The sequence below is a fragment of the Klebsiella sp. PCX genome (genome assembly GCF_021869705.1).
GTDB lineage: Bacteria > Pseudomonadota > Gammaproteobacteria > Enterobacterales > Enterobacteriaceae > Klebsiella > Klebsiella quasipneumoniae.
On sequence record NZ_CP091527.1, the window covers coordinates 1254335 to 1280442 of the forward strand.

Here is a 26108-nt window from a genome sequence, read left to right on the forward strand (position 1 = left end):
GAGAAAGGAAAGTGCGGTAAACTAGCGGTGTTTCAGAAAATAATCAGGAAGCCTCATGAAGGAAAATAACGCGCTTTTGCGTCTCGAGGATGTGGGATTTAAGACCGACGACGCAGTTATTTTACACAATATCAATCTTGAGCTCAGACCCGGGGAATTTAAGTTGATTACCGGGCCTTCCGGCTGCGGGAAAAGCACCTTGCTAAAAATTATCGCCTCGCTGCTCAGTCCGACCTCCGGACGCCTGTTTTTCGACAATGCCGATGTCGCGACGCTGTCGCCGGAAAGGTATCGCCAGCAGGTCTCTTACTGTGCGCAGACGCCGGCGCTGTTCGGGGATTCGGTTTACGATAACCTGATTTTTCCGTGGCAGATCCGCAATAAACAACCGGATCCGCAGGCGCTGGTGGCCGACCTGCAGCGCTTTGGTCTTGGCGAAAATATGCTGGAAAAATCGATTAATGAACTATCCGGCGGGGAAAAGCAGCGCGTCTCGCTGATCCGCAATTTACAATTCCTGCCGCGCGTGCTGCTGCTGGACGAAATTACCAGCGCGCTGGATGACAGTAATAAACAGAATGTGAATGACATTATTCATGGCTATGCGACGGAAAAGCAGGTCGCTGTTCTGTGGGTCACCCACGATCGCAACGAAATTTCGCATGCCGATGAAGTGATTACCTTGCAGCCTGCCGGCGGAAACATGCAGGAGGTACGGCATGAACGGGCATAACATTACGAACGAATCGCTGGCGCTGTCGATGGTGCTGGTGCTGATCGCTATTCTGGTGAGCTATCGGGAAAAGCTGGCGCTGGAAAAAGATATTCTCTGGAGCATCTGCCGGGCGATCGTGCAGCTGATTATCGTCGGCTATGTATTGAAATATATCTTTAACGTCAATCATGCGGTTCTGACGCTGTTGATGGTGCTGTTTATCTGCTTTAACGCGGCGTGGAATGCCAAAAAGCGCAGCAAGTATATCGATAAGGCTTTTGTCTCGTCATTTATCGCCATCACCACCGGCGCCGGGCTGACGCTGGCGGTGCTGGTGTTCTCTGGATCGATAGCCTTCGTCCCGATGCAGGTGATCCCGATTGCCGGGATGGTGGCCGGGAACGCCATGGTAGCGGTGGGACTGTGCTACAACAATATGGGCCAGCGCTTCAGCAGCGAGCAGCAGCAGATTCAGGAGAAGCTGAGCCTCGGCGCGACGCCGAAAATGGCCTCGGCGCGGCTGATCCGCGACAGCATTCGGGCGTCATTGATACCCACCGTCGATTCAGCGAAAACGGTGGGGCTGGTGAGCTTGCCAGGGATGATGTCGGGGCTAATTTTTGCCGGTATTGACCCGGTAAAGGCGATTAAGTACCAGATCATGGTGACCTTTATGCTGCTGTCGACCGCCAGTCTGTCGACGATTATCGCCGGCTATCTGACCTACCGGAAGTTCTTCAACGCCCGCCATCAGCTGGTGGTGACGCAGCTGAAAAAGCGCCCGTGAACGATCCCGGGTTGCGGCGTTCACACCTCACCCGGGCGACTAAGGCTAGGTTCCGCATCGTTCGCGTAGCCCGGATAAGCGCAGCGCTATCCGGGGCTGGCAACGGATTAGTACAGCAGCGAATAGAGCTGACGGCGGTATTTGGCGGCCAGCGCATCGCCGGTACCGAGGGCGGCGAGGATCTCCTGCAGCATCTTGCGCGCCTGGCCGTCGCCAGCGCCTAAATCCTTCTGCAGATGGCTGAACAGCAGCGCCAGCGCTTCTTCGTTACGCCCGACCTGATGCAGCTGTAGCGCCAGCTGGGAGGCCAGCTGCGCGTCCTCCGGATTCTGTTCCACCTGCTGCTGCAGCTGCTGGATTTCCGGCGTGTCGGCGGCCTGTTTGAGTAGCTCAATCTGCGCCACCAGACCCTGATAGTGGGTATCCTGATCCTGCAGCGGAATAGTCTTCAGTACGTTTTCCGCTTCATCGGAACGGTGCAGAGCAATCAGCGTTTCCGCCAACAGCAGGCCAATCTGGCTGTCCTGATTCGACAGCTGCCAGGCTTCCTTCAGCAGCGGCAGGGCATCGGCGTATTTTTCTTCCTGCATCAGGGCCAGGGCCTGCTGCGCTTTCAGCTCCTCTTCGCGGGGCAGGACTTTATCCAGCAGGGCGCGGATCGCTTCTTCCGGCTGCGGGCCTTCAAAACCGTCCACTGGTTGGCCGTTCTGGAACAGATAAACCGTAGGGATGGCGCGCAGACCAAACTGTGAAGCGAGCATCTGCTCGGCGTCGCAATCGACCTTCGCCAGCGTAAACTGGCCGTTGTATTGAGCGGCCAGGCGCTCAAGAACCGGGGTCAGCTGTTCGCAGTGCTGGCTGCGGGCAGACCAGAAGTAAAACAGCACCGGGACGTTCATGGACTGCTGTAGCGTCTGCTGCAGGTTCGCTTCGCTAATGTTGACAATATTCTGTTCGGACATGGGCATTTCTCGTTAGTCGATTTCTGTTTTACATGGGGGCGGCATGCCGCGCTTCAACTCAGCCGTGGATAATTTTGTCCATCGCGCGGGCTGGCAGCAGGCGTTTGAGCAGCGCCACCGCGTGGGTGACCAGGGTGACCGGGTAGCGCAGCTTCGGCTTATCGCTGATAAAAGCGTGGCGCACTTTTTCCACTACCGCCTCCGGCCCGAGGGTAAAACGGGCGGCGATGCCCGGGTTTTCAACGGGCTTGTCGCTTTGCGTCTGGTTGACGTTATCGGTAAAGCGGGTGCGGATCGGGCCCGGCTCAATCAGGCTGACCTTGATACCGCTGTGACGCAGCTCCATGCGCAGCGCGTCGGACCATGCCTCGAGGGCGTATTTACTGGCGGCGTAGGCGCCGCGGCCGGGGCTGGCGATAAGCCCCATCACCGACGAGGTCATCACGATGCGACCTTCGCCGTGCGGCGTCATCGCTGGCAGCAGCAGCATGGTGAGCTGATGGGCACCGAAAAAGTTAGCGGAAAACTGCTGTTCCATCTGCTGGCGGCTGATGGTGTTCAGCGGGCCATAGACGCCGTATCCGGCGTTATTGAACAGGCCGTAGAGACGATTATCGGTCAGCGCAAGCACCTCCGCCGCCGCGCGCTCCACGCTCTGCGGGTCGTCCAGATCGAGCAAAATACCGGTTAGCCCCAGCTCCTGCATCCGCGCCACGTCCTCTGCCTTGCGGCAGGCCGCCAGCACGCGAAAGCCCTGGCGGGTTAAATCCAGTGCGCTTTCCAGACCAATTCCGCTGGAACAGCCTGTCACTAAAACCGTTTTTTGCATAACTTTACCTGTCAGCGACCCCTGGCGTTCAGGAGTCATGATTAACTAAGGGAGCCAGCCGGTTCGCCATCCACTCGGCGATAAACGGCTGCGCGTCGCGATTCGGGTGAATGCCGTCGTCCTGCATCCACTGGGGTTTCAGATACACCTCCTCCATAAAAAAGGGCAGGAGAGGAATAGCGAACTCTTTGGCCAGGGCCGGGTAAATCGCGCCGAAGGCTTCATTATAGCGGCGGCCATAGTTCGCCGGCAGGTGAATTTGCATCAGCAGCGGCTCGGCGTTGGCCGCTTTGATATCCTTAATAATGGTGCGCAGCGTCTGCTCGGTCTGCTGCGGCGGAAAGCCGCGTAGCCCGTCATTGCCGCCGAGCTCAACCAGCACCCAGCGCGGCTGATGCTGTTTAAGCAGCGCAGGCAGACGGGCCAGCCCTTGCTGGGAGGTATCGCCGCTGATGCTGGCGTTCACCACTGGCGTTTTCGCCTGCCACTTCTCATTGAGCAGCGCAGGCCACGCGGCGTTGGCCGCCATCCGATAGCCAGCGCTCAGGCTGTCGCCGAGGATCAGCAGCGTATCCGCCGCCATCGCGCGGCAGGTAAACAGGAACAAAAACAGGAAAGGCACATGCCAGCGGAAAACATACTTGAAGTTCATCATCTTAAGAAGTCCGTCGGTCAGGGGGAGCATCAGCTCTCCATCCTTACCGGAGTTGAGCTGGTTGTCAAACCGCGGCAGACCATCGCCCTGATCGGCGAGTCGGGCTCCGGTAAATCGACCCTGTTGGCGATCCTCGCCGGCCTGGACGATGGCAGCAGTGGGGAAGTATCGATGCTGGGCAAACCGCTGCATCGGATGGATGAGGAGGCGCGGGCGGCGCTGCGGGCGCAGCACGTCGGTTTTGTCTTTCAGTCGTTTATGCTGATCCCGACGCTCAACGCCCTGGAGAACGTCGAGCTGCCGGCGCTGCTGCGTGGCGCCAGCGATAGCCAGAGCCGGGGCGATGCCCGCGCGCTACTTGAGCAGCTGGGGCTTGGCAAACGCCTGCACCACCTGCCGGCACAGCTCTCCGGCGGTGAACAGCAGCGGGTCGCGCTGGCCCGGGCCTTCAATGGTCGTCCGGCCATTCTGTTCGCCGATGAGCCCACCGGCAACCTCGATCGCCAGACCGGGGATAAAATTGCCGATCTGCTGTTCTCGCTTAATCGCGAACACGGCACCACCCTGATCCTCGTCACTCACGATCCGCTGCTGGCGGCGCGCTGCGACCGTCGTCTGCGCCTGGTGGATGGCCAGCTGCGGGAGGAAGCATGATCGCCCGCTGGTTCTGGCGCGAATGGCGCTCGCCGTCGCTGCTGATCGTCTGGCTGGCGTTAAGCCTCGCCGTGGCCTGCGTGCTGGCCCTGGGGTCGATAAGCGATCGGATGGAGAAAGGCCTCAGCCAGCAAAGCCGTGAGTTTATGGCAGGCGACCGCACGCTGCGCAGTTCGCGCGAGGTGCCCGCTGAGTGGATCGCGCATGCGCGCCAGTCAGGGCTGAGCGTCAGCGAACAGCTGAGCTTCGCCACCATGACCTTTGCGGGCGATACGCCGCAGCTGGCGGACGTCAAGGCGGTGGATGACCGCTATCCGCTGTATGGCACTCTCGAGACGCAGCCGCCGGGGCTGAAGCCCCAGGCGGGCAGCGTGCTGCTGGCGGCAAGGTTGATGGCGCTGCTGAACCTGAAAACCGGCGATACGATTGACGTTGGCGACGCCACGCTGCGCATTGCCGGGGAAGTGATTCAGGAGCCGGATGCGGGGTTCAACCCCTTCCAGATGGCGCCGCGGCTGATGATGAATATGGCCGACGTGGCAAAGACCGGCGCCGTGCAGCCCGGGAGTCGCGTCGCATGGCGCTATAAGTTCGCCGGCGACGCTGAACAGCTGGCCAATTATGAGCAGTGGCTGCTGCCGAAACTCGGCCCGGAGCATCGCTGGATTGGTCTTGACCAGGACGACAGCGCGCTGGGCAAATCCCTCGAACGCTCGCAGCAATTCCTGTTGTTATCCGCGCTGCTGACGCTGCTGCTGGCCGTCGCGGCGGTGGCCGTGGCGATGGGCCACTACTGCCGCAGCCGCTACGATCTGGTCGCCATACTCAAGACGCTGGGCGCCGGACGGGCGCAGCTGCGCAAGCTGATTGTCGGCCAATGGCTGCTGCTGTTGACGCTGTCGCTGATAACCGGCGGGGCAGCAGGGCTAGCGCTGGAGCGCCTGCTGTTGCTGATGCTCAAACCGGTTCTGCCCGCCGCGCTCCCGCCGGCCAGCGGCTGGCCGTGGCTGTGGGCGGTGGGCGCGACCGGCGTGATTTCCCTGCTGGTGGGCCTGCGCCCCTATCGGCTGCTGCTGGCGACCCTGCCGCTGCGGGTGCTGCGCCAGGACGTGGTGGCTAACGTCTGGCCGCTGAAAATCTGGATCCCGACGGTCAGCGCCGTGGTGGTGGGCCTGCTGGCCTGGCTGATGGGCGGCAGCCCCCTGCTGTGGTCGGTGCTGGCCGGGGCGGTGGTGCTGGCGCTGCTGTGCGGCCTGGTGGGCTGGGGATTGCTGTGGCTGCTCAAACGCCTGACGCTCAGCGCCTTGCCGCTGCGTCTGGCGGTGAACCGCCTGCTGCGCCAGCCGTGGTCGACCCTCAGCCAGCTGGCGGCGTTTTCCCTGTCGTTTATGCTGCTGGCGCTCCTGCTGGTGCTGCGCGGCGATCTGCTCGACCGCTGGCAGCAGCAGCTGCCCCCGGAGAGCCCAAACTACTTTCTGATCAATATCGCCCCTGAGCAGATAATGCCGGTGAAGACTTTCCTCGCCGAACACCAGACGCGGGCGGCGGAATTTTATCCGATCGTCCGGGCTCGTCTGACGCAGATCAACGGCCACTCCACGGACGGGAACAAAGACGAAGCGCTGAATCGCGAGCTTAATCTCACCTGGAGCGAACAGCGTCCGGATCATAATCCACTGGTGGCTGGCAACTGGCCGCCGAAGCCGGGCGAGGTATCGATTGAAGAGGGACTGGCGCAGCGACTGGGGGTGAAGATCGGCGATACGGTGACCTTTACCGGCGATACTCAGGACTTCAGCGCGAAGGTGAGCAGCGTGCGCAAAGTCGACTGGGAGAGCCTGCGGCCCAACTTCTTCTTTATTTTCCCCTCCGGGGCGCTGGACGGGCAGCCGCAGAGCTGGCTCACCAGCTTCCGCTGGGATAACGGTCCCGGGATGTTGACCCAGCTGAACCGCGAGTTTCCTACCGTTAGCCTGTTGGATATCGGCGCTATCCTGCGTCAGGTCGGCCAGGTGCTCTCCCAGGTCAGCCGGGCGCTGGAGGTGATGGTGGGCCTGGTCACGGCCTGCGGTGTGCTGCTGTTGCTGGCGCAGGTCCAGGTCGGTATGCGCCAGCGGCATCAGGAGCTGGTGGTCTGGCGCACGCTGGGGGCCGGAAAATCGCTGCTGCGCGCCACGCTGTGGGCGGAGTTTGCCCTGCTGGGGCTGGTCTCCGGCCTGGTGGCGGCGATAGGCGCCGAAGTGGCGCTGGCGATGCTGCAGACGAAAGTCTTTGATTTCCCCTGGACGCCGGACTGGCGGCTGTGGGTGATGCTGCCGCTGACGGGGGCGGTGTTGTTATCCCTGTGCGGCGGCGGGCTGGGGCTGCGTTTGTTAAAAGGGAAAGCGTTGTTCCGTCAGTTTAGCCAGTAAGATTATTGCATTTTGATGATGCGCCGCCGTTTTTGGCGGCGCTTTTATTTTAAGCGCACAAATTGATAACTCGTTGATTTTTAAGCGCACAAAACATTAAAAAACCGACAACACCCTGTACTGATTCGCGGTTAATATTCAGCTGGTAAATATAAGGTTGCTTATTAATCAAGGAAAAACTATGGCACATAAAATAAAAGCGCTGGCGATCTCGATCGGCGCAACACTGGTGTTCACTACATTTGCTTCTCACGCGGAGATCACGCTGCTGAAACAAGATCCGCAGGCGGGCGATCCGTTAAGCCGGCTTAACTTTACCGTCGGCGGGAGTATTCGTCCGCAATTCAACATGATGACCGGCGATGGCGATAAAGGCTCCTATAAGCGTAACGGTTTCGACGGCGGCACTCGTTTCCGCTTCGCGGCGGATTACTACCTGTTCGATGATATTAGCTGGATCAGCTACTACGAACTGGGGGTGAACATTCCGGCGCTGTTTGACTGGGATAACCACTACGCAGAAGGGGCGAACAATACTACCCGCCGCATGCTGTATACCGGCCTGAAAAGCGATACCTGGGGGACGTTAACCTACGGGCAGCAGAACAGCATTTACTATGATGTGGTGGGGGTGAAAACCGATATCTGGGACTACGACATGATCGGCCAGGCCCCGGGCAACGGTATTAACGGCGATTACGATGGTTCTTATCGTTCACGTAATATGCTGAAATATAAGAAAACCGTTGGCGATGTCGATCTTTACGGCTCTTATCTGTTCGAAGACAGCGAATACCTGCCGGGTAACGGTCTGCGCTATAAACGTAAAGGCGGCGGTTCTGTTGGCGCGGACTACCACATCATGAAGGATCTGACCTGGGGGACTGCGTGGAACTACACCCGCGCCGAAATGCGCGACCCGTCAACTTCCGACAGCAAAACCTATGACCAGAACATCGTCGGTACCGCGCTGAGCTGGACCCCGGATAACTGGACCTTCTCCTTCGGCGGCGGCTGGTATCAGAACTTCCTCACCACCAAAAAAACCGATGTGCATAATTACTTCGCCGGCGACGCCTGGGGGATTGAATATTTTGCGGGCTATAAATTCCCGATCAATCAGTATGCCGTTAAATCTATTCAGCCGTACTTTATGGGCGACCGCCTGCAGTACGTGAATGGCCGCAACTACCAGCGTATCGATAACGGTCTGGGGATTAGCTTCCAGCTGGATTACGGTTTCCGCGTTGACTACGAGCACGTGTTTACCTCCAGCACCGACAATCTGGGCGATATGAACCTGGTGCGTCTGCGCTACGACTTCTAAGCGGTCACATCTCCCCGGTCGCGATGCGCTCACCGGGGCTACAAATCATGCCGACCGGTAGCCCGGCTAAGGCGTTTACGCCGCAAGCCGGGACAATCGAGCATGCGATTACTTCTCCAGCCAGGCGGCGACCTCCTGCCAGCTGCCGCGAAAAATAATCTTCCCGGCTTTTTTCCCCAACTGATAGCGATACATCGGGTCGTAGTATTCTTCCAGTAGCGGCACCAGCCAGGCGAAGTGCGCCTCGGTGCTGGCGGTGCGCTGCTGCTGCGCCAGCGCCTCATCGAGGCGTTCAGTGAGCTGGGCAAAACGCTGCAGCCCCAGGCGACGGCGGATGGCAAACAGGCCGTGATGCAGATACTCGCCGTATGCCTGCCAGCCTTTCTCTTCGCCATACGCGGCGATAAAGTCGCGATACATGCGATCGAAATACTCCTCGCGCAGCCGTTCGAGGCGAACGTCAAACGGATCTTCCACCACCGCCAGCGGCGATTGCGCCATGCGGATGCGCAGGCACTCCGGCAGATGGTTGGCGCCGATCATATGGCCTTCATCTTCCAGCACCCAGCGCGTCTGCTGTTCGGCTTTTTTGAGCAGGCTGACCGCCAGGTGGTTTTCAAAGGTGGCTTGCGGATGCTGCGGCTGTAGCGTGCGGCCAAACGAAGAGCCGCGGTGGTGGGCATGGCCCTCCAAATCGATACCGTCCGGTCGCGAGCAAACCAGCTGGGTTTTGCCGTTGCCGGTGCAGCCGCCAATCAGCACGATCGGCCGCTGTACCAGCGCGTCGGTAGCCTGGATCGCCGCCTGGCGCAGCGCTTTATAGCCGCCGACGATCAGGGGGTAATCCACGCCAGCTTCTTTCAGCCACTGCTGGACAATATGCGAGCGCTGGCCGCCGCGGGCGCAGCACAGGTAACCGTGCGGGTAACGGGCGCATGCTTCCAGCCATGCCCGGATCCGGCTGGCGCGCAGATCGCCCTGAACCAGCTTATGGCCGAGCGCCAGCGCCGCTTCCGGCCCCTGGCGCTTATAGCAGGTGCCGACCGCGGCGCGTTCTTCATCATTCATCAGCGGCAGGTTGATCGCCGCCGGCATCGCGCTTTGGCTAAACTCCACCGGGGCGCGTACGTCAATCAGTGGCGTATCGCTGGCGAGGATCTGCAGAATATTTTTTAGTACTGATTCCATCATTTAAACCGTTAGGCAATCCAGACGCGTCGCTCGACGCGATAATTCTCCTATTGTACGCGGTGAGCGCTCGGGAGGATTGATTTTTCACGGTGTATTGCTGAATAGCGTCAGGAACCCCGTTATTTCCGGCGCAGAATGGCTGAACAGCGAGGCGATATCCTGCACCGCTTTACCATGATGATCTTTGCGCCAGGCGAGACTCAATGGCGAAGGGGGGCGCATGGTCGGAATGTGTCGGGCGATCAGCTTGCCCTGAGCGATAAGCGGCAGGCAGAGCGGTTCCGGTAAAAAGCCGATGCCGACGCCGGCGAGATGGGCGGCAACTTTGGTTTCGATATCGGGAACCACTATCTCTTTTTGCCCGGGCAGACGCCAGGCGACGCGCTTCGTCAGCCGTCGGGCGCTGTCCTCAATATTCACCGCCGGATAGCGCCGCAATTGCGCCTCTGATAGCGGGTCGGGTTGCTGGCTTAGCGGGTGATGCGGCGACATCACGAAGAGCCAGGTCACCTCACCCAGTGGGTAGACGGCCATGTTTTCCGCTAACGGTTCGGTGCCGGTCACGCCAATCGCCAGGGAGAAGTCGTCATGTAGCAGCGTATCCCAGACGCCCATATAGATTTGTCGTGAAAAATGAAATTGCGTAAAAGGGTAGCGCTGGGTGAGCCAGGCCAGCAGCCGGGCAATGGCCTGCGGGTCGTACATCAGGTTATTCACCACAATGTTGACCTGGCGCTCTACCCCGTCGTTTATCTGCTGAAGCTCACCGGGCATACTATCAATCCACCCCAGCCACTCTCTGGCTTGCGCCAGCAGGTGCATCCCGGCCGGCGTCAACAGTACGCTGCGCGTTGTGCGGGAAAAGAGTGCGACACCGGTGTTGTCCTCCAGTAATTTGATGCGATAGCTGATGGTGGCGGTTGTTTTATAAAGTTTTTCCGCTGCTCTTGAGAAGCTGCCGGTCTCAGCGACGCTGACAAAGGTGCGTAATGTTTCGGGATCGAGCATCGCCATATTCCTCGTTATTTAATAATTCACCCATGATTTTTAAGTATTTTTTCATAATAACCTTTTCAATAATGTGGTTTAAATCAGATTTTGGAAAATTATTCCAACTTATAGTGTTGTCACGCTTAGATGGCTGTGGATTGTGCAGCTTCTCTACCCCCTTCAACGTTGGGAAGGGGAACGGTTTTAAATGAATAAGGAACAGCTCATGAAGCTTGAAGTATTGCCCCTGACGCGAGATGCATTCCGCCCGTATGGGGATGTTATCGAAACGGAAGGACAGGATTTTTTTCACATCAATGATGGAAAAGTACAGCGTTTTCACGATCTGGCGATGGTGGAGACGTTACAGCAGGATCGTACGCTCATCAGCATTAATCGTGCGCAACCCGCCGCGCTGCCGATTATTGTCACCGAACTGGAGCGCCATCCGCTGGGTACCCAGGCGTTTGTGCCGATGCGGGGGGAGGCCTTTGTCGTGGTGGTCGCGGCAGGCGGCGATGAGCCGGACATGAACACGCTGCGTGCGTTTATCTCAAATGGCCGTCAGGGGGTGAATTACCACCGTAATGTCTGGCACCATCCGCTGTTTGCCTGGCAGACGGAAACCGATTTTTTAACCGTCGATCGCGGCGGAAAAGACAACTGCGATGTCGTAAAGATCCCGACCGTGGAGCTGAGCTTTGCGTGAGGTTACACGTGACGCTGTCGATTATCTTGCATAACATGTGGGCGCTTACACACTATTTATGCTCAGGTTTTGAGCCGGAGATAATCGAGGTATGACAGAAGTGAGAAGGCGTGGAAGGCCTGGCCAGCAGGAGCCTTCCGCGCAAAAAGGCGCACAGGCGCTGGAGAGAGGGATCGCGATATTGCAATACCTGGAAAAGAGCGGCGGCAGCTCGTCGGTTAGCGATATTTCCCTGAATCTGGACTTACCGTTATCGACCACCTTTCGCCTGCTAAAAGTGCTGGAAGGCGCGGATTTTGTCTATCAGGACAGCCAGTTAGGTTGGTGGCATATCGGTCTTGGCGCGTTCAATATCGGCTCGGCCTACATCCATAACCGGGACGTTTTATCCGTCGGCGGGCCCTTCATGCGGCGGCTGATGCTGATGTCGGGGGAGACAGTCAACGTGGCGATTCGCAACGGCAACGAAGCGGTGCTGATTGGTCAGCAGGAGTGTAAGTCGATGGTGCGAATGTGCGCGCCGCTCGGCAGTCGACTCCCGCTCCATGCTTCAGGCGCCGGGAAAGCGCTGTTGTATCCGCTCCCTGCGGAAGAGCTGGTGGATGTGATTGTGAAGACCGGCCTGCAGCGGTTTACGCCGACGACGATTGTGGATTTGCCGGTCCTGCAGCGAAATCTGGATGAGGCGCGAGCCTGCGGCTACAGCATTGACCAGGAGGAGCATGTGACAGGATTAAACTGTATTGCTTCAGCGGTTTACGATGATGTGGGCTCTGTGGTAGCGGCAATTTCGATTTCCGGACCTGCGTCCAGGCTAACCCCGGACCGTTTTGTCAGCCAGGGCGAGCTGGTAAGGGAGACGGCAAGGAATATCAGTACCGCACTGGGCCTTAAACCCCAGGCCGACTGATCGCCGATCCAACCCGCTCTCTTGAGCGGGACTTTTTTGGTTATGTTTAAATTTGGAAAAATTTTCCAATACAGTGAGGTTGTAAAAATGGCAAAAATGAGAGCCGTTGACGCGGCAATGTATGTTCTGGAAAAAGAAGGGGTTAACACAGCATTTGGCGTGCCTGGCGCGGCTATTAACCCGTTCTATTCTGCGATGCGTAAGCACGGCGGGATCCGCCATATTCTTGCCCGCCATGTTGAAGGCGCGTCTCATATGGCTGAAGGCTATACCCGCGCGACTGCCGGTAATATCGGTGTCTGTCTGGGGACCTCCGGCCCGGCCGGTACGGATATGATCACCGCTCTGTATTCTGCCTCCGCGGACTCGATTCCCATTCTGTGCATCACCGGCCAGGCGCCGCGCGCGCGTCTGCATAAAGAGGACTTTCAGGCGGTGGATATTGAATCCATTGCTAAACCGGTCACCAAGATGGCGGTGACGGTGCGTGAGGCGGCGCTGGTTCCGGGCGTGCTGCAGCAGGCTTTCCATCTGATGCGCTCCGGCAGACCGGGACCGGTGCTCATCGATCTGCCTTATGATGTCCAGGTGGCAGAAATCGAATTCGACCCTGAGCTTTACTCGCCGCTGCCGGCTTATAAACCGGTCGCCACGCGTCCGCAAATTGAAAAGGCACTGGCGCTGTTAGTCCAGGCGGAACGCCCGGTGATTGTTGCCGGTGGCGGGGTGATTAACGCCGATGCCGCCGCGCTGCTGCAACAATTTGCGGAAATCACCCATGTCCCGGTGATCCCGACCCTGATGGGCTGGGGCTGTATACCGGACGACCATGAACTGATGGCCGGAATGGTCGGCTTACAAACCGCGCATCGCTACGGCAACGCCACGCTGTTGGCCTCAGATCTGGTGTTCGGGATTGGCAACCGCTTTGCTAATCGTCATACCGGCTCGGTCGAGAAGTACACCGCAGGCCGCAAAATTATTCATATCGACATTGAACCGACGCAGATTGGCCGTGTACTGTGCCCGGACTTAGGCATTGTCTCCGATGCCAAAGCGGCGTTAATTCAGCTGGTAGACATTGCGCAGCAGATGCAAAAAGAGGGTCGCCTGCCACGTCGCGAGAGCTGGGTTAGCGAGTGCCAGGCACGCAAGCGTACGCTGCTGCGTAAAACCCACTTCGATAACGTGCCGGTTAAACCGCAGCGCGTCTATGAAGAGATGAACAAAGCGTTTGGCCGGGACGTATGCTATGTCACCACCATTGGCCTGTCGCAAATCGCCGCCGCGCAGATGCTGCATGTGTTCAAAGACCGCCACTGGATCAACTGCGGTCAGGCGGGGCCGCTGGGCTGGACGCTTCCCGCCGCGCTGGGCGTTTGCGTTGCCGATCCTGAGCGCAACGTGGTCGCGATTTCCGGCGACTTCGACTTCCAGTTTCTGATTGAAGAGCTGGCGGTAGGCGCCCAGTTCAATATTCCCTATATCCATGTCCTGGTGAACAACGCCTATCTCGGCTTGATCCGCCAGTCGCAACGTGCCTTTGACATGGACTACTGCGTTCAGCTGGCGTTTGAAAATATTAACTCCAGCGAAGTAAACGGCTACGGCGTCGATCATGTGAAGGTCGCGGAGGGACTCGGTTGTAAAGCAATTCGCGTCTTCAAGCCTGAGGATATTGCCCCAGCGTTTGAGCAGGCCAAAGCCTGGATGAAAGCCTATCGCGTGCCGGTCGTTGTGGAAGTGATTCTCGAGCGCGTAACCAATATCTCCATGGGCAGCGAACTGGATAACGTTATGGAGTTCGAAGACGTTGCCGATAGCGCCATTGACGCACCAACCGAAACTTGTTTCATGAAATATGAATAAATGAGGTGACATTATGTTGCGCTTTTCTGCCAACCTTTCCATGTTATTTCAGGAATATGATTTTCTGGATCGTTTTGAGAAAGCGGCGGCCTGTGGTTTTCGCGCTGTTGAATTTATGTTTCCCTACGACTATGCGCCTGAGCTATTAAAGCAAAAGCTGAGCGACAACCAGCTGGAGCATACTTTACACAATTTACCCGCTGGCGACTGGGCGGCAGGGGAACGCGGCATCGCCTGTATTCCAGGCCGGGAAGCGGAGTTTCGCGAAGGTGTCGACGCCGCAATCCGCTACGCCAAAGCGCTGGGCAATCGTAAAATTAACTGTCTGGTCGGCAAAACTCCGGTGGGCTATCGCGAAGAACATATTCGCTCAACGCTGGTGGCGAATTTACGTTTTGCTGCCGCCGCGCTGGCCCAGGAAGGTATTCTACTGCTAATTGAGCCAATCAATTACTTCGACATGCCGGGCTTTTATCTGAATACCACGCATCAGGCGTTGGCGCTGATTGATGAAGTGGGTAATGATAATCTGAAAATTCAGTACGATATTTACCATATGCAACGTATGGAGGGGGAATTAACCCATACGATGCAAACATATGCTAATCGTATTGGTCACTTACAGATCGCCGATAATCCGAATCGCGGCGAACCCGGGACCGGTGAAATTAATTATGAGTATCTTTTTAATTTCATCGATAAATCAAACTATGACGGTTGGGTAGGTTGTGAATATAAACCATTGACCACCACCGAAGCGGGACTGACTTGGTTTAATCGCTACCGCTAATTTTAAATTTATCGTTGGGCAGTATTTATTATTCCAGACTCAGGGATTTTATTTCCTGACAACAGGAAGGGATAGCTATTGCCCAGATAAATCGAAATACACATCGTGAGAGGACACTTATGAAGCTGGGATTTATTGGTTTGGGGATTATGGGCACCCCGATGGCGCTCCGTCTTGCTAAAGCAGGGCACGCACTGCACGTTACCACCATTGGGCCTGTTGCTGATGAATTACTCAAGCACGGGGCACAACATCTGGCCTGCGCGGAACAGGTGGCGGAGCAGTCAGACATTATTTTTATTATGGTACCCGATACCCCGCAGGTTGCCGAGGTGCTGTTTGGCGAACATGGTTGTGCTAAAGCGGCGCTGAAGGGCAAAATTATCGTGGATATGAGCTCTATCTCACCGATAGAAACCAAACGTTTTGCGCAGCAGGTGCGGGATCTGGGCGCCGATTACCTTGATGCCCCGGTCTCCGGCGGCGAAATTGGCGCACGTGAAGGCACCCTCTCCATTATGGTTGGCGGCGATGAAAACATCTTTGCCCGCGTAAAACCGCTGTTTGAGATTTTGGGTAAAAATATCACCCTCGTCGGAGGAAACGGCGACGGTCAGACCTGTAAAGTCGCCAATCAGATTATCGTCGCGCTGAATATTGAAGCGGTGTCCGAAGCGCTGGTTTTTGCCTCTAAAGCCGGGGCGGACCCCGCTCGCGTTCGTCAGGCGTTGATGGGCGGTTTCGCTTCCTCACGTATTCTGGAAGTGCATGGTGAAAGAATGCTTAACCGCACCTTTAATCCAGGCTTTAAAATTTCTCTGCACCAGAAGGATCTCAATCTGGCTCTGCAGAGCGCTAAAGCCCTGGCGCTTAATCTGCCGAATACAGCTACCTGTCAGGAGCTATTTAATACCTGTGCCGCGAATGGCGGCAGCGAATTAGATCACTCGTCTCTGATTCAGGCTCTGGAATTAATGGCAAATCATCAAATAGCATAATAAGCGTAAAGCTGCCGAAATCGGCAGCTTTATTTGAACCTCACAGGTGACTTTATGGATACGATCAATAAAAAAGGTGTCGACTATTGGAAACAAATAGTCGTGGTAATGAGTCTGGGCTGGGTGGCAATTTGGATCTATCGTACCGTGTTAACGCCGATTTATCCGGAGATTCAGGCGTCATTGGGTAACGTCAGTAATGCTGAAATTGGCGCGATTGCCAGCTTCTATTTTCTGGCCTACTGCGGCATGCAGATCCCCTGCGGCATTCTGGTGGATAAACTGGGCCAGAAAATTATGCTGATGTGCGGTTTTTCGCTATTTATTATCGGTACCCTGAGTATCGCTAATGCCGGAAATCTGACGCTGATTTATATCGGCTCGCTACTGGCCGGCGCCGGTTGTGCCTCCTTCTTTAGTTCCGCCTATTCGCTCTCCTCGGCCAACGTGCCGCAGGAACGCCGGGCGCTGGCGAATGCCATCATCAACAGCGGCTCTGCCATTGGCATGGGGATTGGCCTGATTGGCTCAAGTATTCTGGTCAAGAGCATGCACATGGCCTGGCAAAATGTGTTGTTTATCGTCGCTGCGATTTTACTGGTGATGCTCTGCGTGTTTACCCTGGTCATTCGCCGCAAACTGAAAGAACCCGCCACGGCGGAAAATAAAACGAGCGCAGCGGCGTCAGCGCCGGTTGCGGAAGAGAAATCGGCGCCGCTGTTCTCGCCATTACTGTGCAGCGTGTACTTTCTCTATTTCTGTACCTGCTACGGCTACTATCTGATTGTAACCTGGCTGCCCTCTTATCTTCAGACCGAACGCGGGTTTGACGGTGGGGCGATTGGTTTTGCTTCCGCGCTGGTGGCGGTGGTCGGGGTACCGGGCGCGCTGTTCTTTAGCCATCTCTCGGATAAATTCCGTGACAGTAAAGTCAAAGTTATTCTCGGGCTGGAGATAGTCGCAGCGGCCATGTTGATGTTTACCGTTCTGTCGCCGAATACCACCATGCTGATGATTAGCCTGGTACTGTACGGGCTGCTGGGCAAAATGGCCGTTGATCCGATTCTTATCTCGTTCGTCTCCGAGCAGGCGTCAGCGAAAACGTTAGGCCGCGCCTTCAGCTTATTTAATTTCTTTGGTATGAGTTCTGCGGTAGTTGCACCGACGCTCACCGGCTTTATTTCCGACCTGACCGGATCGAAAGAAATTAGTTTTGTGATGTCTGCCGGATTGGTTGTTACCGGGACGATACTTTTTGCTCTGATCACCTTGCGCAAGAATAAAATACCGTCAAAGACCATCACCGTATAATAAAAATAAATAATAAAAATTGTTGTTCCACATAGCTAAACCTACAAACGTAATCCGATGCGTATTAAGAGGGAATTATGGAACAAACTCAAGACCTATACAAAACCAGGGGCTATAGTGATGATCTATTGCCGAAATCAGACACTCAGCGTAACTGGAAAACATTCAATTATTTCACGTTGTGGATGGGTTCTGTACACAACGTACCAAATTATGTGATGGTGGGTGGTTTTTTTATCCTTGGACTTTCCACTTTTAGCATCATGATGGCGATAATATTAAGTGCCTTTATTATTGCCCTGGTCATGGTGTTTAATGGTGCTGCCGGAAGTAAATATGGCGTACCCTTCGCGATGATATTAAGAGCCTCATATGGAGTACGCGGTGCATTATTGCCCGGACTGCTCAGAGGCGGTATCGCGGCGATTATGTGGTTTGGCTTGCAATGCTACGCCGGATCGCTGGCATTTCTGATCTTATTAGGCAAATTATGGCCTGCGTTTCTGACGCTTGGCGGTGATTTTAAGCTGCTGGGGCTGTCGTTGCCGGGGTTGATCGCCTTTCTGGTGTTCTGGTTGATTAACGTCGGGATTGGCTTTGGTGGCGGAAAAGTGCTGAATAAATTTACCGCAATCCTCAACCCCTGCATCTATATTGTCTTCGGCGGCATGGCTATCTGGGCCATTTCGCTGGTAGGATTCGGCCCGATCCTCGACTACCTGCCTACCGGGGTGGCAAAAGCGGAACATACCGGTTTCTTGTTCCTGGTGGTGATCAACGCGGTGGTGGCCGTCTGGGCCGCTCCGGCTGTCAGTGCCTCGGATTTCACCCAGAACGCGCGCTCATTTCGCGAGCAGGCTATTGGTCAGACGCTTGGACTCGTGGTGGCCTATATTTTGTTTGCGGTCGCCGGCGTCTGTATTATCGCCGGGGCAAGTATCCACTATGGTATGGATACCTGGAACGTGCTGGATATTGTGCAGAAATGGGACAGCCTGTTTGCCTCGTTCTTTGCGGTGTTGGTGATATTGATGACCACGATCTCCACCAATGCTACCGGTAATATTATACCGGCAGGTTATCAGATCGCGGCGATCGCCCCAGCCAAACTGACCTATAAAAATGGCGTGCTTATCGCCAGTATTATTAGCTTGCTGATTTGTCCATGGAAATTAATGGAGAATCAAGACAGTATTTATCTCTTCCTCGATATTATTGGCGGGATGTTAGGGCCGGTTATTGGTGTAATGATGGCGCACTATTTCATCGTTATGCGTGGGCAAATAAATCTTGATGAACTTTATACCGCGCCAGGAGATTATAAATATTTTGATAATGGTTTTAATGTTACCGCATTCCTGGTAACCATTGTGGCGGTCATTTTATCGCTCGGTGGAAAGTTTATTCCTTTGCTGGAACCCTTCTCCCGTGTGTCATGGTTTGTCGGTGTTATTGTCGCTTTTGTTGCGTACGCGTTGCTGAAGAAACGGGCGCAACCCAATAATCTGACACGGCCAAATACGGTTAGTTAAGTTAATTTTAACCAGGAAAGTTTATTTCATGGATGAAGCATTACCGGCCAAAGCCATTGTTATTGCGGCACGCAATGTCGCAGCAGAAGTATGGCGGCTGACCCATCTGTACACATACAAGGAGTTATTATGTCTTTTGATTTAATCATTAAAAACGGCACTGTTATTCTGGAAAACGAATCCCGGGTAGTCGATATCGCGGTGAACGACGGCAAAATCGCCGCTATCGGTGAACACCTGGGCGAGGCGAAGCAGGTCATGGATGCCACGGGCCTGATCGTTTCGCCGGGCATGGTCGATGCGCATACGCATATCTCTGAACCTGGCCGTACCCACTGGGAAGGTTACGAAACCGGGACCCGCGCTGCGGCAAAAGGCGGCATCACCACGATGATCGAAATGCCGCTGAATCAGCTACCGGCCACCGTCGACCGGCAGACCATTGAGCTGAAATTCGACGCGGCGAAAGGCAAATTGACCATCGATGCTGCGCAGCTTGGCGGCCTGGTCTCTTATAACCTCGACCGACTGCATGAGCTGGATGAAGTGGGGGTAGTGGGATTCAAATGCTTCGTCGCCACCTGCGGAGACCGCGGGATCGATAACGACTTCCGCGACGTCAACGACTGGCAATTCTTCAAAGGCATACAAAAGCTGGCCGAAATGAAGCAGACCGTGCTGGTGCACTGCGAAAACGCGCTGATCTGCGACGAGTTGGGCGAAGAGGCGAAAAGGGAAGGCCGCGTGACGGCGCATGATTACGTAGCCTCTCGTCCGGTCTTCACCGAAGTGGAAGCCATTCGCCGCGTTCTGTATCTGGCGAAAGTCGCCGGTTGCCGCTTGCACGTGTGTCATGTCAGCAGCCCGGAAGGGGTCGCCGAAGTGACCCGCGCCCGTCAGGAAGGGCAGGACGTCACCTGTGAATCCTGCCCGCACTACTTTGTGCTCGATACCGATCAGTTCGAAGAGATTGGTACCCTGGCGAAGTGCTCTCCGCCGATCCGCGATGCGGAAAACCAGAAAGGCATGTGGGAAAAGCTGTTCAACGGAGAAATCGACTGCCTGGTCTCCGACCATTCGCCGTGCCCACCGGAGATGAAGGCTGGCAATATCATGCAGGCCTGGGGCGGGATTGCCGGTCTGCAAAACTGCATGGACGTGATGTTTGATGAAGCGGTGCAGAAACGCGGTATGTCTCTGCCGCAGTTTGCCCGTCTGATGGCGACCAACGCCGCCGATATTTTCGGCCTGAAGCATAAGGGCCGCATTGCCCCGGGTAAAGATGCCGACCTGGTGTTTATTCAGCCGAACAGCAGCTACGTCTTACGAGCAGAAGACCTCGAATATCGCCATAAAGTCAGCCCTTACGTTGGTCGCAAGATTGGCGCTCGGATTGCTAAAACCATCCTGCGCGGCGAGGTGATCTATGACATCGAACAGGGCTTCCCGCGCGCACCGAAGGGGAAATTTATCCTTAAGCATCAGCAGTAACGGGTGAATAAACAGTTGGGATGGTTTTCTCCCTCTCTCTTTGGGAGAGGGCCGGGGTGAGGGCATAGGTGGGTACATTTCGCCTCACCCTATCCCTCTTCCCAAAAGGGAGAGGGGACCGTTTCTCGCCCCATTCCATATTTAGCGCCTGTTTAACGGCAGGCGCTTTTTCAGGATTTCATCATGGTGGTATTGCCGCTAAATAAACGTAACACCCTGGCGGGGTTTCAATGGTTCTTCTTTATTTTCTGCAACACCGTTGTGGTACCGCCAACATTACAGTCTGCTTTTCAGCTCCCTGCCAGCGCGTTAATTACGCTTACCCAGTACGGGTTTATCACCACCGGGTTGGCCTGTCTGGCACAGGCGTTACTGGGACATCGTCGGGCGATTATGGAAGGACCGACGGGCCTGTGGTGGAGCACCATTCTGACGGTCACCGTGGGCGAAGCCGCACGGGGGACGCCGTTCGACAGCATCGCCTCCAGCCTGGCTGTCGGCATATTTTTCTCGGCGGTGCTCACCATCATCATTGGCGTAAGCGGCATTGGCCATCGCCTGGCTAAGCTCTTCAGCCCAACGGTAATGGTCTTTTTCATGCTGCTGCTGGGCGCGCAGCTGACTACCATCTTTTTTAAAGGCATGCTTGGGCTGCCCTTTAGTTCGACGCAGGTTAATCCGGGTATTCAGCTGGCGCCATTTTGCCTGGCGCTGTCGGTGATGATTCTGGTGCTGGGAATGATCATTTTTCTCCCGGATGGTATCGCTCGCTACGCCCTGCTGATCGGCACTCTGGCGGGCTGGGCAGGCTGGTATCTGCTGTTTCGCATACCTCCCGCTACGGTAGCCTCAGGCCCCATTCACTGGCAGTGGTTCCCGCTGGGTTATGGCGGCCAGCTACGACCCGGCATCATTTTAACCGCCCTGCTGGCGGGACTGGTTAATATTACCAATACCTATGGCGCCATTCGCAGCACCGATGTTTTTTACCCCCAACAGGGGGCCAGTAATACCCGCTATCGACGCAGCTTTATGATCTCCGGTTTGATAACATTAATAACGGTTCCGCTCAACGTGGTGCCATTTTCCCCGTTTGTTTCGTCGACAGCTTTATTAACTCAAACGGGCGACACCTCGCGCCGGCCATTTATTATCGGCTGCTTGTGCTGTCTGCTGGTTGGATTATTTACGCCGCTGACCCACTTTTTTACCACCCTGCCTTTACCGATCAGCAGTGCGGTTATGCTGGTCTCTTATCTGCCGTTGTTATATTCCAGTTTATCTTTCAGTAAGCAAATTACCTTTACCGCGCGAAATATCTATCGGCTGGCTCTACCGTTATTTGTCGGCATTTTTTTGATGGGACTACCGCCGGTTTATCTCGAGACGTTGCCTCTGACAATCAGACCCCTCGTAGGTAACGGCTTACTAATCGGGGTGCTGCTGGCGGTAGCCATGGAGAATCTCATTCCCTGGGATCGTATTAAGTCATGACATTAAAAGGATGAACAATGAAAATTATTATTGCACCAGACTCGTTCAAAGAAAGCGTCAGCGCCAGTCGCTGCGCTCAGGCGATTAAGGCGGGCTTCGTCTCCATTTTCCCTCAGGCGGAGTGCATCTGCCTGCCGATCGCCGACGGCGGCGAGGGGACGGTTGAGGCAATGGTTGAGGCGACCGACGGCAAAATGGTGATGCTGCCGGCGATGGGGCCGCTGGGGGAGGTGGTAGGCGCCTTCTATGGCCTGAGCGGCGACGGGCAAACCGCGTTTATTGAAATGGCGGCAGCCAGCGGGCTGATGCTGGTTCCCGCCGGGAGACGCGATCCCTTGCGGGCCACCAGCTTCGGGACCGGGGAGTTGATTCGCCACGCGCTGGACGCCGGCGTTCGCCATATTATCCTCGGTATAGGCGGCAGCGCCACGGTAGATGGTGGAATGGGCATGGCGCAGGCCCTGGGGGCACGTTTTCTTGACGAGCGCGGCGAGAGCGTAGGATTCGGTGGCGGCGTGCTGGCTCGGTTGGCGAGCATTGACTTACGCGACCTCGATCCGCGCCTGCGCAAATGCCGGATTGATGTGGCCTGCGATGTGGATAATCCACTGCTCGGCGAACGCGGCGCGGCGGCGGTCTTTGGCCCGCAAAAAGGAGCCAGCGCAGAGATGGTCGCTGCCCTCGAGCGCGGTTTGCAAAATTACGCGCAGGTGCTGCTCATGGCAACGGGTGCGGAGGTGACGAAGATTGTCGGCGGCGGCGCGGCGGGCGGAATGGGCGTGGCGGCCTGCGTATTCCTTAACGCGGCGCTGAAGCCGGGCATCGATATCGTGATTGAGGCGATGCAACTGGAGGAGGCGCTGCGCGACGCGGATCTGGTGATTACCGGTGAAGGGCGAATGGATTCGCAAACCGTCGGCGGCAAAGCGCCGATTGGCGTGGCGCGGCTTGCGAAAAAGCATGGCATCCCGGTGATCGGTATCGCTGGCGTTCTGGGGGACGGCGTGGAAGCGGTGCATCAGCATGGCATTGATGCGGTATTCAGCATTCTGCCCGCGCTGGCGCCGCTTGCCGAAGTGCTGGATCGCGGTGAGCAAAATCTGTATGCCTGCGCGCGCAATATTGCCTGTGCTATCAAGCTCGGCCAGAACATTCCCGCCTGAATAAAAAATGCCACGGTTCTCACCGTGGCAAAATCCAACATAGCTAAACAAAAAAGAATGTTATGCGATGGGTAACAAATCCGCCTTTACCGTTGTGTCCGCATTTCACCGGGTGGCGGATGACGCCTTACCCGGCCGACGAAAGCGGCGAGATGTACCCGTAGGAACACGCAAGCAAAGCGCCGCCGGGCAATACCAACGAGCGCAGATTGTTAGCAATCAGATCTCAACGTCACGGTTGCAATCTTTCGAGTAGATATAGCTGAACGCCTCGCGCCCAACGCCGTATCCCGCCTGTAGGGAATAAGCGCCCATAAAGATATAGTCGCCTTTCTTCACCGGAACCCAGTTGTTATCGAGGTTATACACGCCCTGGCCGGAAAGAATATAGGCGCCGTGCTCCTGCACATGAGTTTCGATATAGCCGTGGCTGGCGCCCGGCTCGAAAGAGAGGATATGCATATTCATATCGAAGCCCAGCTCTTTTGGCAGGAAGTCGATCAGAATAACGTCTTCCATTCCTTCATAATGAATACGCTCCAGCTGGCTGACGTTGCCGGTGACCAGATAAGGCGCATGGCCCTCTGTCGGAATATAGCGGCGCTTATAGAGAAATAGCTGACTGTCGGCTGAATGGCTATTACTGAACGTCATCCGTTCACCCGGTGGGCAGTAAAGATAGCCGCCTTCGGTCAGCGCAAAGGTTTTACCCTGCGCCCCGGCGGTGATTTCCCCCTTTATGACATACAGGAAGGTTTCAATGCCTTCGCCGCCAAACCCGCTTTGATTGCCGCCGTTTTCATGCAGCGTCACCAGATAATCAACGAAGGATGCGCCTAATTTCGGCGTCGACAGAATAGTCACATCACAGTTAGCAAAACCCGGAATAATATTTTTGACCAGACCGTCCGGCGTCAGCAGGGCATAATTACCGTGGCGCACGATGGAACGGCTGGCCAGTAAATCATCGCGATAACCCACGACATTATTTAAATATCCCATTATCTTTTCCTTATTCAGTCCAGGCCAGTTGGTGCAGCATTAAGGCGAGCGTTTTTACGCCTTCCGCCAAATCGTCGATATGCGTACTCTCCGCCGGGTTATGGCTAATACCTTTAATGCTCGGCATAAAGATCATGCAGGTCGGGAAGCAGGGGGCGAAAATTTGCGCGTCGTGCCCCGCGCCGCTGTGCATCACGCGGAAATTCACCTTCTCCTTTTCGCACAGGGCAGTGAGCTGGGCGACCAGCCTCTTGTCCATGGGAACCGGAGCTTCATCCATCCACAGGTCGATTTCAATGCCAATATCCATTTCCTTGCAGATCCGCCGCATATCGCCTTCGATCACTTCAGTAAATGCCGTTAATGCAAGGGCATCGGTGTGGCGGCAATCCATGGTAAAGACCGTTTTACCCGGCACCACGTTGACCGTATTCGGCTGCGGGTCGACTTTACCGAAAGTGAGCACCAGCGGGTCGCCGTGGGCTTTCGCTTTGGCGATAGATTCGCAGCAGATGCGGCTGAAAGCATGGACGGTGTCGCGGCGGTAGCCCATTGGGGTGGTGCCGGCATGGTTAGACTCGCCGTTGAGGGTAATGGTGTAGCGGCGCTGACCGACGATGGCGTTGACCACACCGATGGACTGCTTGTTGGTTTCCAGCACGCGGCCCTGTTCGATATGCAGTTCAACGAAGGCTTTAATATCCCGGCGCGGCGCCAGCGGGGCGGCGGGCAGGCTGAAACCGCACTGCTTCATCGCATCGACAAACGCCACGCCTTTGGCGTCTTTAATCTCACGCACGTCCGCCGGGTTAGCGATGCCGACGATATTTTTGCTGCCCCAGAAGACGTAAGGGAAGCGGCTGCCTTCTTCTTCCGCTAACGCCAGCACCTCCACGGTACGCAGCGGCGCCCCGTAGGTCTCTTTTAGCCAGCGGACCGCCAGCCAGGCCGCCAGCGCGCCAAACTGACCGTCAAGATTACCGCCGTTGACGACGCTATCAATATGCGAGCCGCTGAGGATAACGTCGTCGGGAAAACGGCTACCGGGCAGGCGGCCATAAAGGTTACCCACTTCATCGAAGCGTGTTTCCAGCCCGCTGTCGCTCATCTTTTGTTTAAACGCCTGCTGCGCCTGCAGCCACTCCGGCGAATAAAGCAAGCGGGTGAGTCCGCCGGTAGGATCGGCGCCGAAGGATGAAAGCCAGGGCAATGTTTCTTCAATTGCCTGTCGAAAAGAATGAGTCATACATAACTCCTGTTACTTATTTTATTGAGCAAAAGGGGAATTGGTTTCATAAGAGCGGTTATATAAAGCGTCTGAAACCAGATAGTCATAAATCTCATCAACGATTTCGATCCCGTTGACCGCGCTGTTTTTCTCATTGATATCCAGATTCTGCCCCGGGTAATAAACCTGACTAAATCCAGGCGCTGGCGTAATGGCGCTTAATTCGCGCATGGTGTCGCTAATGTGCTGGCGAAATAAGGCGCTGGAGGAGAAAAAGTCAGGATTAATCACAATATGCAATTGTCCTAACTCACGCCCCTGGCTCAGGTTGTCGTACATCGAGCTGACCTGGCGACCAAAAGGAAGGTTGAGCAAAATGCCGGATAGGACGTCAATCATCATCATCAGCCCGTAACCTTTCGGGCCGGCGGCAGGAAGCAGAGCATGGACGGCAAAGGGATCCGTGGTTGGGGCGCCGTTTTTGTCCACCGCCCAACTATCGGGAATGCTTTCATGGCGAGAACGAGCATCAAGGATCTTTCCCCACGCCTGGACGGTGGTGGCCATATCGAAGGTGATGATATCGTCGCCCTCGCCGGGGGCGGCGAAGGCCAGCGGGTTTGTGCCGTAGTAGATCTCCGCCCCGCCAAAAGGGACGACCATCGGGTCTGACTGACACAGCGAGAGGCCAATCAGCCCGGCGCGAGCCGCCTGCTGTGTGAAGTACGAGATGGCCCCGCTGTGTCCCATGCGGCGGATACCCACTACGGCTACGCCATTTTGCCGGGCGATCTCAATGGCATGTTCCATGCCCATTTTGGCGGCGACCTGGCCGGCGGCGTTATCGGCATGCAAAATGCCGCTGCAGGGGCCGGTTTTTTCAAAGCTAAAGGTGGGATGACGATTGGTGCCGCCTTTTGAAATTCGTTCAGCATAATATTCAACACGAACCGCGCCGTGCGAATGAATGCCTCTGGCATCAGCATAAACCAACACATCGGCAATAATATCCGCGTGATTATGAGTAAGTCCTGCTGCGTTCAGCTTATTAGCAATAAGCTGATGAAGTGTTTCCCGACTGACTTTCATC

The 26108-nt window shown here is 56.0% G+C and carries 24 protein-coding genes; 15 read left to right on the plus strand and 9 right to left on the minus strand.

Annotated elements, in window-relative coordinates; genetic code table 11:
* Positions 1–55: 55 nt before the first annotated feature.
* Entirely contained in the window at positions 56–733 is a 678-nt protein-coding gene (gene fetA / locus GQR96_RS05855; RefSeq protein WP_032455649.1) for an iron efflux ABC transporter ATP-binding subunit FetA, read from the plus strand.
* Entirely contained in the window at positions 720–1502 is a 783-nt protein-coding gene (fetB, locus tag GQR96_RS05860) for an iron efflux ABC transporter permease subunit FetB (RefSeq protein ID WP_004204721.1), read from the plus strand. Before fetA ends, fetB begins: the two co-directional genes overlap by 14 nt.
* Positions 1503–1609: 107 nt before the next feature.
* On the opposite strand, the gene GQR96_RS05865 is transcribed toward fetB, so the two are convergent.
* From GQR96_RS05865 to tesA, 3 genes are read right to left on the minus strand one after another with little or no spacing between them, the layout of a single operon-like run.
* Positions 1610–2464, minus strand: coding sequence for a co-chaperone YbbN (locus GQR96_RS05865; RefSeq protein WP_004204720.1), 855 nt, complete (start codon positions 2462–2464; stop codon positions 1610–1612).
* 58 nt (positions 2465–2522) lie between these two features.
* The gene (locus GQR96_RS05870) at positions 2523–3332 is read right to left on the minus strand and encodes an SDR family oxidoreductase (protein ID WP_074186539.1); all 810 of its coding nucleotides are present in this window, start codon (positions 3330–3332) and stop codon (positions 2523–2525) included.
* Entirely contained in the window at positions 3322–3945 is a 624-nt protein-coding gene (gene tesA / locus GQR96_RS05875) for a multifunctional acyl-CoA thioesterase I/protease I/lysophospholipase L1 (protein WP_025999119.1), read from the minus strand. The genes GQR96_RS05870 and tesA overlap by 11 nt, the downstream gene beginning before the upstream one ends.
* Between tesA and ybbA the strand changes: the two genes are divergently transcribed.
* Together ybbA and ybbP are read left to right on the plus strand one after the other, a co-directional pair.
* Positions 3916–4602, plus strand: coding sequence for a putative ABC transporter ATP-binding protein YbbA (gene ybbA, locus GQR96_RS05880; RefSeq protein ID WP_004146399.1), 687 nt, complete (start codon positions 3916–3918; stop codon positions 4600–4602). The genes tesA and ybbA overlap by 30 nt on opposite strands.
* The gene (gene ybbP / locus GQR96_RS05885) at positions 4599–7013 is read left to right on the plus strand and encodes a putative ABC transporter permease subunit YbbP (protein WP_065903550.1); all 2415 of its coding nucleotides are present in this window, start codon (positions 4599–4601) and stop codon (positions 7011–7013) included. The genes ybbA and ybbP overlap by 4 nt, the downstream gene beginning before the upstream one ends.
* Here the strand turns inward: ybbP and GQR96_RS05890 are convergent.
* Positions 6975–7103 carry a hypothetical protein gene (locus GQR96_RS05890; RefSeq protein ID WP_032426074.1) on the minus strand — a complete coding sequence of 43 codons (129 nt, stop codon included), beginning with the start codon at positions 7101–7103 and terminating at the stop codon, positions 6975–6977. The two genes, ybbP and GQR96_RS05890, sit on opposite strands and share 39 nt — an antisense overlap.
* A gap of 91 nt (positions 7104–7194) precedes the next feature.
* Here GQR96_RS05890 and GQR96_RS05895 point away from each other — a divergent pair, with 91 nt between their 5' ends.
* Positions 7195–8340 carry a porin gene (locus GQR96_RS05895; RefSeq protein ID WP_065903567.1) on the plus strand — a complete coding sequence of 382 codons (1146 nt, stop codon included), beginning with the start codon at positions 7195–7197 and terminating at the stop codon, positions 8338–8340.
* A 108-nt stretch (positions 8341–8448) separates the two neighbouring features.
* Here the strand turns inward: GQR96_RS05895 and mnmH are convergent, their stop codons facing one another.
* Both mnmH and allS read right to left on the minus strand, forming a co-directional pair.
* Positions 8449–9528: a tRNA 2-selenouridine(34) synthase MnmH gene (gene mnmH, locus GQR96_RS05900; protein ID WP_043521494.1), complete on the minus strand. Its 1080-nt coding sequence runs from the start codon at positions 9526–9528 to the stop codon at positions 8449–8451.
* 87 nt (positions 9529–9615) lie between these two features.
* On the minus strand, positions 9616–10539 hold the full coding sequence (allS, locus tag GQR96_RS05905) for an HTH-type transcriptional activator AllS (RefSeq protein WP_043521430.1): 924 nt from the start codon (positions 10537–10539) through the stop codon (positions 9616–9618).
* 208 nt (positions 10540–10747) lie between these two features.
* Here allS and allA point away from each other — a divergent pair, with 208 nt between their 5' ends.
* The 10 genes from allA to glxK all read left to right on the plus strand — a co-directional run bounded on the left by allA (position 10748) and on the right by glxK (position 22788).
* A complete protein-coding gene (gene allA / locus GQR96_RS05910; protein WP_025714052.1) occupies positions 10748–11230 on the plus strand; it encodes an ureidoglycolate lyase in 483 nt (160 codons plus the stop codon).
* A 91-nt stretch (positions 11231–11321) separates the two neighbouring features.
* A complete protein-coding gene (gene allR, locus GQR96_RS05915; protein WP_012737529.1) occupies positions 11322–12140 on the plus strand; it encodes an HTH-type transcriptional repressor AllR in 819 nt (272 codons plus the stop codon).
* 87 nt (positions 12141–12227) lie between these two features.
* Positions 12228–14009: a glyoxylate carboligase gene (gene gcl / locus GQR96_RS05920; RefSeq protein WP_065903726.1), complete on the plus strand. Its 1782-nt coding sequence runs from the start codon at positions 12228–12230 to the stop codon at positions 14007–14009.
* Between the two features lie 13 nt (positions 14010–14022).
* Positions 14023–14799, plus strand: coding sequence for a hydroxypyruvate isomerase (hyi, locus tag GQR96_RS05925; protein WP_043521429.1), 777 nt, complete (start codon positions 14023–14025; stop codon positions 14797–14799).
* Between the two features lie 119 nt (positions 14800–14918).
* Entirely contained in the window at positions 14919–15797 is an 879-nt protein-coding gene (gene glxR, locus GQR96_RS05930; RefSeq protein ID WP_025714214.1) for a 2-hydroxy-3-oxopropionate reductase, read from the plus strand.
* A gap of 54 nt (positions 15798–15851) precedes the next feature.
* Complete coding sequence (locus GQR96_RS05935) at positions 15852–17108, plus strand: MFS transporter (protein ID WP_048267517.1); 1257 nt, start codon at positions 15852–15854, stop codon at positions 17106–17108.
* Positions 17109–17185: 77 nt separating this feature from the next.
* Positions 17186–18640, plus strand: coding sequence for an allantoin transporter (locus tag GQR96_RS05940; RefSeq protein ID WP_025714216.1), 1455 nt, complete (start codon positions 17186–17188; stop codon positions 18638–18640).
* A 129-nt stretch (positions 18641–18769) separates the two neighbouring features.
* Positions 18770–20131, plus strand: coding sequence for an allantoinase AllB (allB, locus tag GQR96_RS05945; protein ID WP_043521427.1), 1362 nt, complete (start codon positions 18770–18772; stop codon positions 20129–20131).
* A gap of 183 nt (positions 20132–20314) precedes the next feature.
* Entirely contained in the window at positions 20315–21625 is a 1311-nt protein-coding gene (locus tag GQR96_RS05950) for a uracil/xanthine transporter (RefSeq protein ID WP_065903575.1), read from the plus strand.
* Between the two features lie 17 nt (positions 21626–21642).
* A complete protein-coding gene (glxK, locus tag GQR96_RS05955) occupies positions 21643–22788 on the plus strand; it encodes a glycerate 3-kinase (protein ID WP_065903579.1) in 1146 nt (381 codons plus the stop codon).
* A 219-nt stretch (positions 22789–23007) separates the two neighbouring features.
* Here the strand turns inward: glxK and allE are convergent, their stop codons facing one another.
* From allE to allD, 3 genes are read right to left on the minus strand one after another with little or no spacing between them, the layout of a single operon-like run.
* Positions 23008–23790, minus strand: a complete 783-nt coding sequence (gene allE / locus GQR96_RS05960; RefSeq protein ID WP_025714221.1) for a (S)-ureidoglycine aminohydrolase — start codon at positions 23788–23790, stop codon at positions 23008–23010.
* A gap of 10 nt (positions 23791–23800) precedes the next feature.
* A complete protein-coding gene (allC, locus tag GQR96_RS05965) occupies positions 23801–25036 on the minus strand; it encodes an allantoate deiminase (RefSeq protein ID WP_062914527.1) in 1236 nt (411 codons plus the stop codon).
* 21 nt (positions 25037–25057) lie between these two features.
* The gene (allD, locus tag GQR96_RS05970; RefSeq protein WP_043521422.1) at positions 25058–26107 is read right to left on the minus strand and encodes an ureidoglycolate dehydrogenase; all 1050 of its coding nucleotides are present in this window, start codon (positions 26105–26107) and stop codon (positions 25058–25060) included.
* Position 26108: the final 1 nt, after the last annotated feature.